The following is a 12663-nucleotide window of genomic DNA, read 5'->3' on the forward strand; positions in this document are numbered from 1 at the left end:
CGCTGCTCACCCCTGCCCCCGCATCCGGGCGACGACGCGCTCGGCGGTGTCGTCGGCCACGACGCGGCCCTGCTCGAGCAGGATCCCGCGCGTGCAGAGGTTCGCGACCATGTCGAGGTCGTGGCTGACGATGACGAGGGTGCGGCCCTCGGCGCGCAGCTCCTCGATCCGGGCCAGGCACTTCTTCTGGAACGGCTCGTCACCCACCGACAGGATCTCGTCGATGAGGAACACCTCGGGGTCGGTGTGCACCGCGACGGCGAAGGCCAGCCGCAGGAACATCCCGGAGGAGTAGAACTTCACCTCGGTGTCGATGAAGCGCTCGATCTCGCTGAACGCGACGATGTCGTCGAACCGCGCGGTGATCGTCGCCTCGTCCATCCCGAGGATGGCGCCGTTGAGGAACACGTTCTCCCGGCCCGTGAGGTCGGGGTGGAACCCGGCGCCGACCTCGATGAGCCCGGCGATGCGGCCGCGGACGCCGATCGTGCCCTCGTCCGGGCGCATGACGCCGGAGATCAGCTTGAGCAGCGTCGACTTGCCCGAGCCGTTGAAGCCGAGCAGCGCGAGGGACTCGCCCTGGTGGACGGTGAGGTCGATGCCGTGCAGCGCGCGGAAGTTGTCCGAGATGGGCTTCTTGCGGATCTTCGCCATCGCCAGCTCCTTGAGGGAGCGGTTGTGGCGCAGGGTGAAGTCCTTGACGAGGCCCCGGACCTCGATGGCCGTGGGGACGCCCGACGTGTGGGCGTCGGAGGAGCCGGGTCCGGAGTTCGACGCGGTGTTCGAGTCGGTCACGCTCATCACAGCTCCTGCGCGAAACGGCCTTCGATGCGGCGGAACACGACCTGCCCCACCGCGAGGAACACGAGGGCGATGAGGAGCCCCCAGAGCCCGGACCACAGCAGGTGCGGCGGCAGCGGCGGCGGGACGGCCGCCTCGCGCACCCCGCCCGTGGGGTACCAGAACGCCCAGTGGAACAGCTCGACGGCCGCGGTCACGGGGTTCAGCTGGTACAGCGTCATGAACCAGGAGTCGGGTCCACCGACCGCGGCGGCGACCTTCTGCCAGTCGTAGAGGACCGGCGAGGTCCACGTCACGACCATGAGCAGCAGGTCGACGATGTTCTCGAAGTCGCGGTACAGCACGTTGACGGCCCCGAACAGCAGGCCGAGCCCGACCGCGAGGACCGCGATGATGACGAACCCGAGCAGGCCGGCGAGGATCTGCACCGGCCCCGGCCGCCACCCGGTGACGAAGCACGCGACGAGCAGCACGATGAGCTGCGGCAGGAAGTGGATCGAGGCGACCCACGCCGAGGAGACCGAGAACAGCTCGCGCGGCAGGAAGATCTTCTTGATGAGGGGCGCGTTGCCCACCACCGAGCGCGTCGCGTTGCCGAACGCCTCGGTGTAGAAGTTGATCACGACGATGCCGGAGAACAGGTACACCGCGAAGTTGGGCACCGACTCGTTGAGCCGGAGGAACTCCCCCATCGCGAAGTAGAAGACGGCGAACTGGACGCCGGGCTTCACGTACGACCAGAGCAGGCCCATGACGGACCCGCGGTACCGGACCCGCATCTCCTTGCGGACGAGGAGCTTGAGCAGGTACCGGTACCGGACGACGTCCAGCAGCCCCGAGCCGTGGCCCGGGGCTACCAGCGGTGCAGTCGTGTCGACGGCCACGGTCAGCGGTTCTCCGCCGGCTGGGAGAGGTCGACGCCGAAGGTCTTCGCCCACGCCTCCATGGACGTGATCTCCGGCAGCGCGGCCTTGTACGAGGCGCGCAGCTGGGGCCACGAGGTCAGCATCCGGCGGTGCAGGTCGGCGGACTCGGCGAGCAGCGACCGGAACTTCTTCGCGTCGCGGCGGTACCAGACCGCCCCCTTGCCGTCGGCCATCGAGACGACGGCGGAGTCGTACAGGGACAGCTCCCACCACTTGCCGTCGGCCGCCGCCAGCGTCGCGTCCGGACGCTCGTTGGCCTCCGGCTTGACGGGCTTGAGCTGACGGAGCGCGGCCTGGGCCGCCCACGGCAGCAGCGTGACGCGCTTCGGCGGCTTGGGCTCCTTGCCCTTGTGCGCGGGCTTGCCGCGGGTGGGCGAGGGGAACGCGTCCGGTTCGGCCTCGACCTGGGCGTCGGGGTGCTCGGCGCGGGCGGCGCGGATGGCCGGCAGCGTCGTGCCGAGGGTCTCGTGCAGGTGGCCCGGCCCCTTGAGGAGGTCGGACAACGCCCGGTTCCGCAGGGTCTGGGCGTAGTACTGCATCGAGATGAGGTGCTTGACGTCGGTGTAGCTGCTCTCGCGGAACAGCCGGCCACCGCGCTCGTACGGGGAGTACAGCAGCGCCACGAGGAAGCGGTTGCGCTCGTGGTAGTAGGCCTGCCAGTCGATCGTGTCGTCCTTGTCGTTCCACGACACGTGCCAGACGCAGGCGCCGGGCAGCGACACCGTCGAGTAGCCGTGCTCCATGGCGCGCAGGCCGTACTCGGCGTCGTCCCACTTGATGAAGGCGGGCAGCGAGAGCCCGATCTCCTTGACGACCTCGACGGGGATGAGGCACATCCACCAGCCGTTGTAGTCGGTGTCGACGCGGCGGTGCATCCACGGCGTCTGGCGCAGGTTCGAGGCCGCCAGGTTGTGGCCGTGGTACAGCCCGCGCGCCGGGCCCCAGAAGAACCGGTAGAGGTTCACCGACTCGCCCAGGGTGTGCAGGACCGAGCGGTCGTACATGTCGAACATGTGCCCGCCGACGAGGGTCGGCTTGCGACACGCGTCGCCGAACTGCACGGCGCGGACGATGCCCTCGGGCTCGATGTTCACGTCGTCGTCGAGGAGCAGGACGTACTTGCTCTTCTCGCCGCGGACGGCCTCGAACATGCCGCGGGCGAACCCGCCGGACCCGCCGAGGTTGGCCTGGTCGATGACCCGCAGCTTGGAGCCGAGGAGCGCCGCGACCTCCTCGTAGCCCTCCTGCTCGCGCAGCTTCTGCGTGCCCTGGTCCACGATGACGATCTCGTCGAGGACCTCGAGCACGGACGCGTCGGCCGCGAGGGCGTTGAGCGTCTTCACGCAGTAGTCGGGGCGGTTCATCGTCGTGACGCCGATGGACGCCTTGCCCGCGGGCTGGTCGGCGACGGGCGCGCTCCACGCGGCCTCGACGAGCGTCAGCGCCTCGGCGCCGCCGGCGACGTCGATCCAGTACCAGCCGCCGTCGGCGAACGGCGCCAGGGTCAGGTCCTCGGACAGCTGGGCCGCGCCCTCGACGCGCCAGGACGTGACGCGCTGGCGGGAACCGCGGGCGTTGGACTTGAACAGCGTGACGGTGCCGTAGCCGGAGAACGTCCCGACGAAGCGGACCTCCTCCGCGCGGGTCCACTTGCGCCAGTAGCTGGCCGGGAACGCGTTGAAGTACGACCCGAGGGAGTACCGCTTGCCGGCCGGGACGGTGAGGCTGCGGCGGTCGCCGGCGGCCTCGGTGTCGGACTCGGCCACACCGGTGTTGACGAACTCCATCGAGTCGGTGTCCGCCGAGGCGTACCCCTCCGACTGCGAGAAGTCGACGTACAGCGGCAGGACGTCGATGTCGGCCTTGCTCGGGAAGACGATGCGGTGGACCTCGCGCCACACGCCGTCGTCCGGCGCGAGCCCCTGGGCACCCTCGAGGTGCAGGTCGTTGCCGTGCGTCACAGTCGTCATGCGTCCACTCCCCCGGCCACGAGGGCCGCGCCGTCCTTGAAGTGCGGCGTCAGCTTGTTGTCCACCATCGACAGGGCCGCACCGATCGCCATGTGCATGTCGAGGTACTTGTACGTGCCGAGCCGGCCGCCGAACAGGACGTCCTTCTCGCGCGACGCCAGGTCCCGGTAGGCCAGCAGCTTCTGCCGGTCCTCGGGGGTGTTCACGGGGTAGTACGGCTCGTCGCCCGCGACCGCGAAGCGGGAGAACTCCCGCATGATCACGGTCTTGTCCTTCGGGTAGTCCCGCTCGGGGTGGAAGTGCCGGAACTCGTGGATCCGGGTGTACGGCACGTCCTCGTCGGCGTAGTTCATGACCGGGACGCCCTGGAAGTCCTCGACCGGCAGGACCTCCTGCTCGAAGTCGAGCGTGCGCCACGACAACTGGCCCTCGGCGTCGCCGAAGTACGTGTCGACCGGACCGGTGTAGACGACCGGGACGTTGCCCGCGACGTTCGCCTTCGAGACCTCCTGGGAGGCGTCGAAGAAGTCGGTGCTCAGCCGGACCTCGATGTTCTCGTGGTCGGCGAGCCGCTCCAGCCACGCGGTGTACCCGTCGACGGGCAGACCCTCGTACGTGTCGTTGAAGTAGCGGTTGTCGTAGTTGTAGCGGACCGGCAGGCGGGTGACCGTCGCCCCGGGCAGGTTGCGCGGGTCGGTCTGCCACTGCTTGGCCGTGTAGCCCTTGAAGAACGCCTCGTAGAGGGGGCGCCCGATGAGGGAGATCGCCTTGTCCTCGAAGTTGTCGGCGGCCGCGGTGTCGATCTCCCCGGCCTGCTCGGCGACGAGGGCGCGCGCGGCGGCCGGCCCGAGGGCCTTGCCGAAGTACTGGTTGATCGTGTGCAGGTTGACCGGCATCGAGTAGACGCCCCCGGAGTACGTCGAGAACACGCGGTGCACGTAGGGCGTGAACTTCGTGAACCGGTTGACGTGCTGCCAGACCCGCTCGTTGGAGGTGTGGAACAGGTGCGCGCCGTAGCGGTGCACCTCGATGCCCGTCTCCGGCTCCGCCTCGGAGTAGGCGTTGCCCCCGATGTGGTCGCGGCGGTCGATGACCAGGACCTTCAGCCCCAGGTCCTCCGCGCACTGGCGGGCCACGGTGAGCCCGAAGAAGCCCGATCCGACGACGACGAGGTCTGCGTTCACTGCTCGGTCACCCTCGTTCGCTCGGTCCGGGTCGCTGCGTGCTGCTCGGGGGCAGGGCTGTGCTCTGAAGCGGCATGGGTCATGGTGGCGTCAGCGTAGCCGTCCCGGGCCCCGTCCCGGCGCAGGCGACGCGCGCGGCCGAGGTCGCGCAGGCGGCGGCGAGCGGGTTCCTCGACGAACCTCCACAGGACCCACCCGAGCCCGATCGCGACGACCGGGAGGTTGGGCACGAGGAAGCTCGTCCACGGCCCGCCGGGCGCGATCTGCGGCACGGTCTTCTGGAAGGTCCAGAAGATCTCGTACACCGGCACGTGCACGAGGTAGACGCTGTAGGAGATGCGCCCGCCGAGCACGACCGAGGGCCGGGACAGCCAGGCCGACGGTCCGCGGTCGGTCAGCGCGAGCGCCCCGACGAGCAGCGGGAAGAGGATCGCGACGGTCGCGAAGCGGTCGTAGGGACGGCCCGCGGCCCAGCCGACGACGAGCACGGACTCCAGCACGAGGATCCAGGCGAGGCGCGGCGCCCACAGCGCGGCGCGGGGACCCGACACGGGCCCGGCCTGGAGCTTCCGGACCGCCAGGCACACGAGGGCGCCCGCGCCGAAGCAGGTGAAGATCCGCTCGAGCCAGCTGTAGTCCCAGTAGATGACGCCCGTCTCGTAGCTGCGCAGCGCGGCGGGCGCCATGAGCGCGACGGCGCCCGCGACGAGGACCCACCACGGCAGCCGCTTCAGCCGGTACAGGACGAGGGCGAGCACGGGGAAGGCGACGTAGGCGGCCATCTCGGCCGAGACCGACCACGTCGCGCCGACGAAGCTCGCCCCGTCGAAGTCGGGGCGGTGCCACAGCTGCACGAGCAGGAGCTGCTCGACCCAGCTGCGCCAGCCCAGGTCGGGCTGCACGCCCTGGTAGGCGTAGAACGCGGGGTCGACGCTGCGCCGCCACAACAGCCAGGTCCCGAAGAGCACGACGACGACGGCGTACGCGGGCCAGACGCGGCAGATCCGCGCCCACCAGAAGCTCACCCAGCCGGCCAGGCGGGGCCGGCGGCCCATCTTGTCCACGTAGGTCAGGGTGATGACGAAGCCGGAGATCACGTAGAAGAGGTCGACCCCGAGGTGCCCGGAGTCGGTGACCGGCGTGAGGAAGGCCCGCACCCGCTCCCAGTCCGGCAGCGGGGTGAACTTCCAGTGGAAGAGCAGGACCCAGACGGCCGCCACGATGCGCAGACCGGTGATCGAACGGACCTCCGGGACGCGCGCGACGGCCCCCGGGTCGGCGGGCGGTCTGGTGTCGGAGACGGCGGTCACCGCGTCCCTCCTCGGGCGATCAGGGTGCGGTAGGCGGCCGTGCGCACGCGCGTGGGCACGAAGCGGTAGCCACCGCGGACGACGACGTTGCGGACGGCCTGCGCCGGCGTCGTGAACCCCTCGGCGCGCAGGTGCCGCTGCAGCGTGAGCTCGGAGCGGAAGAGCCGCAGCCCCCCGCGGCGGGCGTAGGACCCGGCGTCCGGCGACGCGCCCACGCGGTACTTCACGAGCGCGTCGGGCAGGTTCTCGACCCGGGCTCCCGCGGCGATCATGCGCGCGAAGAGCCAGTAGTCCTCCATGAGGTCCAGGTCCCGGTAGCCGCCCGCGGCCGCCACGGCCGAGCGCCGGTAGACGACGGTCGGGTGGTTGAACGGGTCGTGGAAGCGGGCGTACCGGGCGATCTCGGCGGCACCGGTCGGCGGGGTGCGGCGGGCGACGACGTCGTCCTCGTCGGCGCCGATCTCCAGCAGCCCCGCGCCGACGAGGTCGGCCCCCGCGGCGATGAGCGGCAGCTGGGCGGCGAACCGGCCGGGCAGGCTGACGTCGTCGGCGTCCATCCGGGCCACGACGTCGAACGTGGTGCGCTGCAGCCCCTCCTCCAGGGCCCGGGCCAGGCCGACGTTCGCGGGCAGCTCCAGCACCCGCACGTCGGGCCGCTCGGCGAGGTCGTCGAGCGCGCGTTGCAGGTCGGCGGGGACGGGCCCGTCGCGCACGACGAGGACCTCGTCGGGGCGCAGCCCCTGGTCGAGGGTGACGCTGTCGAGCGCGCGACGCAGCTGGGCCACGTCGTCCCGGGCCCAGACGGGCAGCAGGACGGAGAAGGGCGGCAGCTCGGTGGTCGGGCCGGCCGGGGCCAGGGGTGCGCGGCCGGCCGCCGCCTCGACGGCGCGGACGTCGTCGGAGACCTCCCCGAGTCCGGCCAGGACGGTCGCCGTGGGTGCGGGCCGCCCCAGGCCCTGGCGCAGCCCGTCGGCCAGACCGCGCAGGAGGACGTCGCGCCGCTGCGAGCGGGCCAGCGTGCGCACCCAGCGGCGCGCCGTCGCCCCGCCGTACAGGACGGTGTCCTTCGCGCCGAGCGGGCGGGAGCGGGTGAACGTCCAGAGCTTGTTGCGGACCTCCAGGACGAACCGCTCCCCCGGGTCGGCGTCGGCGCCGCCGAAGACCTTCGTCCGGTGCTCGACGACGCTGGCGGCGCAGGCGACCCCGCGCCGGTGGCGCAGCAGCCGCGTCGTGTACTCGAAGTCGTCGTTCCACAGGAAGAACGCGGCCTGCGGCAGCCCGTCCTCGCGCACGGCCCGCGCGTCGAGGAGGAGCGCGACGAAGCTCGCCGAGCGCACCGGCGTGCAGCCGGCGGCGTACGCGGCGCGGGCCTCCGCGGCGTCGACCCCGGGCCGTTCGCGCGGGGTGTTCATGGGGTGGTCGCGGCCGTCGGTCCACACGACGCGGCTGGCGACGAGGGCGGAACCGGTGCGGCGCAACGCGATGAGGGACTCGGCGAGGGCGCTGGGACGGGGCACGGTGTCGTCGTCCATGAGCCAGACGGCGTCGGCGGCGTGCCGGTGCACGGCGCGGGCCAGGCCCGCGGCGAAGCCGCCCGCACCGCCGGTGTTGCGGGGCAGCTCGACGAGGTCGACGGTCAGGTCGTGTGCGGCGGCCCACTCCCGGACGGCGACGGGCGAGCCGTCGCTGCTGGCGTTGTCGACGACGACGACGACGTCCGGGCGGCGCGTCTGGTCGGCGAGCGCGTCGAGCCCGGCGAGCAGCAGGTCCCGGCGGTCGTAGGCGACGACGACGGCCACGACCTGCTCGGGGACGGGAGTCGTGTCGGCGGCCTGGTCGGGGTCGGGGACGGCGCGGGGCACCGCCACAGGGTGCCAGGTCACGAGCCCTGCGCCTGACTCTCGATCTCCCAGACCCCCACCGACCCGCTCGTGAACGCCCGGCGGAAGCCCGGCGCGGTGTCGAGGTCGACGAGCCCCGGCGGCACCGCGTACCCGGGGACGCCGAAGAACTGCGCATCCGCCGGGCGCAGGGGCAGACCCGGCGCGAGGGAGTCGACGACGACCCACGCGACGTCGTCGCGCCGCACGATCTGGAGGACCTGCGGGGTCAGGGCCCTCAGGTCTCGGGCGAGGATCCGCAGGTCCGGCTGCGAGGCCAGCGGCACGGCCGTCGTCGCGAGGACCGGGACCCCTTGGAGGACGTACGCGTAGGTGGACCCGTCGTTGCCGCTGTTCATCACGCGCTGGCCCGGCCGCACGACGGAGGCGAGGTAGCGGGCGGCGGCCTGGTCGTCGGCGTCGATGCGCTCGTAGGCGGGGTCGGCGTACCGCTCGCGCAGGGCCCGGACCTCGGTGGGGCCCGACGCGACGGCCGCGCCGGCGAGCAGCGCGAGCCCGAGGACGGCCGCGACGACCGGCTCGGCCCGCCGCCCCCGCGCCAGCCAGCCCGCGGCCCGCACGACCGCGACCCCGGCGAGCAGCCACGCCCACGGGCTGCCGTGCGCGACGACCCGGTAGTAGGAGTTCCACGCCGAGTCCCACACGAGGTCCAGGCCGGGGGCGTGCAGGTCGACGAGGTAGGCGACGGCGAGCGCCGACCAGACCAGCCAGACGAACGCCACGGGCAGGGCCCGGCGTCCGGCGAGGGCGAGGCCCGCGAGGACGGCGACGGCGAGCACCCACTGCTCCTGGGTCCCGGCGGGGTCCATGCCGCCCTGCAGCGGGAGCGTCAGGACGCGGTGGAGCGCGTCGGGCAGGGACTCCGGGTCCAGGTCGCGCGCGAAGCGCGAGCTCGAGCCGCCGCCGGCCGACGCGGCCTGCAGCAACGACGACCCGACGAGTCCGCCCGCCAGCACCGCCACCGCCGCGAGCCCCACGAGCCAGCGCCCGGTCCCCCGCGTGGAGGACACGCTTTCCGCCCCTGGGAAGGCCGTCTCAGGGGCGGAAAGTGTGTCCTCCGCCCCCCGACGGCGGCCTCGGAGGGCGGTGAGACCGCTCCCCACGAGCCAGACGCACCAGACGCCGAGAACCCCGCTGCCGACGGTGAGGGCGGCGCTGGGGTGGACGGTGACGGCGCCGGCGCACGCCAGGGCGACGGCGGGCACCCGGCCGACGACCCCCCGCCACGGCAGCTCCTCGCGCGGGGGCAGGACGAGCGCGATCGCGCCGGGGGCCAGGGCGATCGCGGCCGCGTTGGGCAGGGCGCCGGAGTCGTGGTGCATCGCCAGCAGCGGCTGGTACGCGAGCGCCGACGCCACGGCCGCGACGCCCCCGGCCGGCAGCCACCGCGGTGGCAGGACCCGGTCGGCGAGGGCGAGCAGGCCGAGCGTCTGCACGACGGCGAGCACAACGACGCTCGTGGCGTTGAGCCCGCTGACGGCGTCGACGCGCGCGGTCTGGGCGACCAGCGCCGCCCACTGGTGCAGGCCGTCGGGGTAGTACTGCGCGGGCGTGCCCGTGACGACGTCGAGGGCCTGCGCGCGCCAGGGGGCCGCGTCGCCGGTCCGCAGGATGCGCGCGGTGACGAGGGTGTGGGTGATGGTGTCGTGCTCCTGCGACGGCGTCGCGAGCGCGCCCATCCCCCGCCGGAACAGCGTGCACGTCGTCGCGGCGGCCGCCAGGACGAGGACGCCCGCCGCCAGCAGCGGTCCCCGAGCGGAGAACACTCCTTCCGCCCTCGCAACGTCCCGTGCAGGGGCGGGAGGAGCGTCTTCCGCCGGGAGGACGGGGCCGCGCAGGAGGCGGGCGAGGCCCGCGAGGACGAGCGCGGCGGCGAGCACGCCCCACCACGCGAACCGCGTCCCGGTCGCACCGGTGACGCTCGCGGCGACGGTGGACACGCCGATCGAGACGGCCGGCGCCGCGCCGAGGAGGAGCGGCAGCCGTCGCACCCCGCCCGCGGCGAGGACGGCGGCGCCCGGGACGAGGACCCACAGCGCGGCGACGACGAGCGTCAGCACGTCCCCGGCCGTGGACCCGCCGGTGACGACGACGACGGGCGGGTTCACAGCAGGTCGGTCACGGCGTCGGCGGCGCGCTGCGCGGCGGCGGCGAGCGAGCCGTGCGCGACGGCCCACGCGCGCAGCCGGTCGCGCTGCGCCGGCGACGGCGTCCGGACCTCGCCCAGCGCGGCGGCGACGGCCGCGGGGTCGTGGTCGACGGCCCAGCCGAGGTCGTGCTCACGCACGAGCGTCGCGCCGCTGCCCACCCCGGCGAACAGCACGGGCGTCCCGCACGCGGTGGCCGCGAAGATCTTCGTCGGGGACATGAGGTCGTAGCCGCTGCCCGGGACGAGCGAGGCCAGGGCGACGTCGGCCCCGGCGAGCAGCTCGGCCGCGCGCTCGGGCGGGACGGTGCCGGGCAGCTCGACCCCGGGGACGGTGCGGGCCAGCTCCCGCAGCCTCGGCACGTCGACCCCGCCGCCGACCATCGTCAGCGTCGCGCCGGGGTGGTCGGCGACGAACCGAGCGAAGGCGCGGACGAAGACCTCCGCGCGCTGCCACTCCGACATCGTCCCGCTGTAGACGACACGGACCCCCTGCGGCGCAACCGGTCCGTCAGCGGGACGGAACACGTCGACGTCCACCCCGTTCCCGACGACGCGCACCCGCGAGGCGTCGACGCCCCCGCGGACGACCTCGTCGGCCATGCCCTGCGTGACGGCCAGGACGCGGGCCGCACCGCGCAGCGAGGCCTGCTCGGCCACGGCGACGGCACGCAGCACGGGGGCCGGGGCGCCCGCGGCGACGGCCCCCTGCGACCACACGTCGGGCAGGTAGGACACGTACGGCACGCCCCGCAGCCGGGACGTCACCCGCGTGACGACACCCGTCGTCGGCGGGGGTTCGTGCACGACGACGTCGGGCCGGCGGCCGGTGAGCAGCCGCGCCGCGAGCGGGACGTCGAAGGAGAGGTAGGGCAGGTAGCCGCGGACGACGCCGTCGGCGTCCCGCAGCACGGGCAGGCGGCGCGTCCGCACCCCGGCATCGGGGGTCTCGGCGTGGGTCGCGGACGCCGTGACGACCTCGACGTCGCAGCCGCGCGCCACGAGCGCCCGGGCGAGGGCACGCAGGCGGAACGGCGCGGCCCCCACGTCCGGTGGGTAGGTCCGCGTCGCGATGCGGACCAGCGGCGACACGCTCCGGACCCTACCCAGCGGTTCTCGGAACCGGGGCCCGCCACTCCCGGACGAGGACCCCTCAGCCGTCCCAGCGCACGAAGTCGAACTCGTGGAACTCCGCGACCTCCCGGGCCCAGCGGTCGGCCACGAAGCCGCGGTGCACCGGGTGCGCGTCGTAGGCGTCGTACGCCTCCTGGTCGGCGAAGACCATCGAGAACTGCCAGGACCCGGGGCTCTTCACGCTGACCTGCCGGTGGACCGTGAACTCCCCGACCCCCGGCAACGCACCGAGGTCGCGCCGGGCCGCGGTGAGGAACTCCGCCTCGGCGGGGGAACCGGGCTCGTGGACCAGGGTGAAGACGACGGTGTGCTGGATCACCGGCCCCACGGTAGCCGCGCCGGCACCCACAGCGGGACCGCGTCCCGGTAGGCGGCGTAGGCGCTCCCGAAGCGCTGCAGCAGGAACCGCTCCTCGGACGGGCGGATGACGACGTGCCACAGCAGCGCCCCCGCGGGCGGGACGAGGTAGTACGACGGCGATCCGACCAGCAGCGCCACGCCGAGGGCCTGCGTGCACCCGCTGACGGCCATGGGGTTGCGGACCCAGCGGTACGGCCCCGTGACGACGAGCCGGGCGGCCGCGTCGAAGGGCACCGGCGTCCCCTCCCCGCCCGCCATCGCCACCGCGCAGCGGATCCCGAGCGCGCTGGCGGCGAGGAGGAGAACGGACCCCACCACCCGGCCCCCGGGCAGCGCCCACGTCGGGACGCCCAGCCAGCGCTCGGCCGTCCGCAGCACCGCGGGCAGCGCGAGGAGGGCCAGCGTCCAGACCACGACCATCCAGCCGAGGGTCTTGGCCAGGTGCCGCGCAGGACTCGCGGGCCGGGCGACGCGGTAGAGCCTCACCGCGGGGACCGGACGAGCACCCAGGCCACGGCGCTGCCCGCCGTCGCGGCCGTCATCGCGACGACGCCGAGCCCCCCGCTGCGGCTGGCCGCCGCGCACCGGCAGGTGCGGACGGTGCTCCACGCCACGACACCCGTCACGAGACCGGCCGCCGTCCGCGCCGCGGGGTGCCCGGCCCGGGCCAGCGCCGCGGCCGTCCCCGAGGCCAGCGCGAGGACGACGTCGCCGCGGGCGAAGGAGTCCAGCACGGCCGGGTCACCGAGCTCGAAGGGCCGTCGGAACGTCGGCGAGAGCCCCAGGCCCGCCCACCACACCGGCACCGCGGCGGCCTGGACCCCCAGGTAGGCGGCGGCCAGGGACCGGGCGGTGCTCACCCTCCGAGCATGACCCACCACCGTCGCCGGCGCGGCTGTACCGGAACGCTGCACCCGTCCGCCCACCAGGC

The 12663-nt window shown here is 73.7% G+C and carries 11 protein-coding genes; all 11 read right to left on the reverse strand.

The features are described 5' to 3' along the window. Nucleotides 1-6: 6 nt before the first annotated feature. A complete protein-coding gene (locus ACFEMC_RS16720; protein ID WP_380170686.1) occupies nt 7-801 on the reverse strand; it encodes an ABC transporter ATP-binding protein in 795 nt (264 codons plus the stop codon). Then, a complete protein-coding gene (locus ACFEMC_RS16725; RefSeq protein ID WP_380176842.1) occupies nt 801-1691 on the reverse strand; it encodes an ABC transporter permease in 891 nt (296 codons plus the stop codon). The genes ACFEMC_RS16720 and ACFEMC_RS16725 overlap by 1 nt, the downstream gene beginning before the upstream one ends. Continuing rightward, nucleotides 1688-3697: a glycosyltransferase gene (locus tag ACFEMC_RS16730; RefSeq protein ID WP_380170687.1), complete on the reverse strand. Its 2010-nt coding sequence runs from the start codon at nt 3695-3697 to the stop codon at nt 1688-1690. The genes ACFEMC_RS16725 and ACFEMC_RS16730 overlap by 4 nt, the downstream gene beginning before the upstream one ends. Further along, nucleotides 3694-4881 carry a UDP-galactopyranose mutase gene (glf, locus tag ACFEMC_RS16735; protein ID WP_380170688.1) on the reverse strand — a complete coding sequence of 396 codons (1188 nt, stop codon included), beginning with the start codon at nt 4879-4881 and terminating at the stop codon, nt 3694-3696. Before glf ends, ACFEMC_RS16730 begins: the two co-directional genes overlap by 4 nt. Next, the gene (locus tag ACFEMC_RS16740; RefSeq protein WP_380170689.1) at nt 4878-6191 is read right to left on the reverse strand and encodes an acyltransferase family protein; all 1314 of its coding nucleotides are present in this window, start codon (nt 6189-6191) and stop codon (nt 4878-4880) included. The genes glf and ACFEMC_RS16740 overlap by 4 nt, the downstream gene beginning before the upstream one ends. Next, complete coding sequence (locus ACFEMC_RS16745) at nt 6188-8053, reverse strand: glycosyltransferase (RefSeq protein WP_380170690.1); 1866 nt, start codon at nt 8051-8053, stop codon at nt 6188-6190. The genes ACFEMC_RS16740 and ACFEMC_RS16745 overlap by 4 nt, the downstream gene beginning before the upstream one ends. Nucleotides 8054-8070: 17 nt before the next feature. Then, nucleotides 8071-10200, reverse strand: a complete 2130-nt coding sequence (locus tag ACFEMC_RS16750; RefSeq protein ID WP_380170691.1) for a DUF6541 family protein — start codon at nt 10198-10200, stop codon at nt 8071-8073. After that, on the reverse strand, nt 10197-11330 hold the full coding sequence (locus ACFEMC_RS16755) for a glycosyltransferase family 4 protein (RefSeq protein ID WP_380170692.1): 1134 nt from the start codon (nt 11328-11330) through the stop codon (nt 10197-10199). The genes ACFEMC_RS16750 and ACFEMC_RS16755 overlap by 4 nt, the downstream gene beginning before the upstream one ends. 61 nt (nt 11331-11391) lie before the next feature. Further along, nucleotides 11392-11691 (reverse strand): Dabb family protein, encoded by a 300-nt coding sequence (locus ACFEMC_RS16760; protein ID WP_380170693.1) that lies wholly within the window; start codon nt 11689-11691, stop codon nt 11392-11394. Further along, entirely contained in the window at nt 11688-12218 is a 531-nt protein-coding gene (locus tag ACFEMC_RS16765) for a methyltransferase family protein (RefSeq protein WP_380170694.1), read from the reverse strand. The genes ACFEMC_RS16760 and ACFEMC_RS16765 overlap by 4 nt, the downstream gene beginning before the upstream one ends. Then, nucleotides 12215-12592 carry a hypothetical protein gene (locus ACFEMC_RS16770; RefSeq protein WP_380170695.1) on the reverse strand — a complete coding sequence of 126 codons (378 nt, stop codon included), beginning with the start codon at nt 12590-12592 and terminating at the stop codon, nt 12215-12217. The genes ACFEMC_RS16765 and ACFEMC_RS16770 overlap by 4 nt, the downstream gene beginning before the upstream one ends. Between the last annotated feature and the right edge of the window lie 71 nt (nt 12593-12663).

Origin of the sequence: Kineococcus sp. DHX-1 (genome assembly GCF_042473625.1) — a bacterium.
Lineage (GTDB): Bacteria > Actinomycetota > Actinomycetes > Actinomycetales > Kineococcaceae > Kineococcus.

Bases quoted from the DNA above. Each gene is read 5' to 3' on its own strand.
- ACFEMC_RS16720 (WP_380170686.1), bottom strand. From the start codon at position 801: ATGAGCGTGACCGACTCGAACACCGCGTCGAACTCCGGACCCGGCTCC.
- ACFEMC_RS16730 (WP_380170687.1), bottom strand. From the start codon at position 3,697: ATGACGACTGTGACGCACGGCAACGACCTGCACCTCGAGGGTGCCCAG.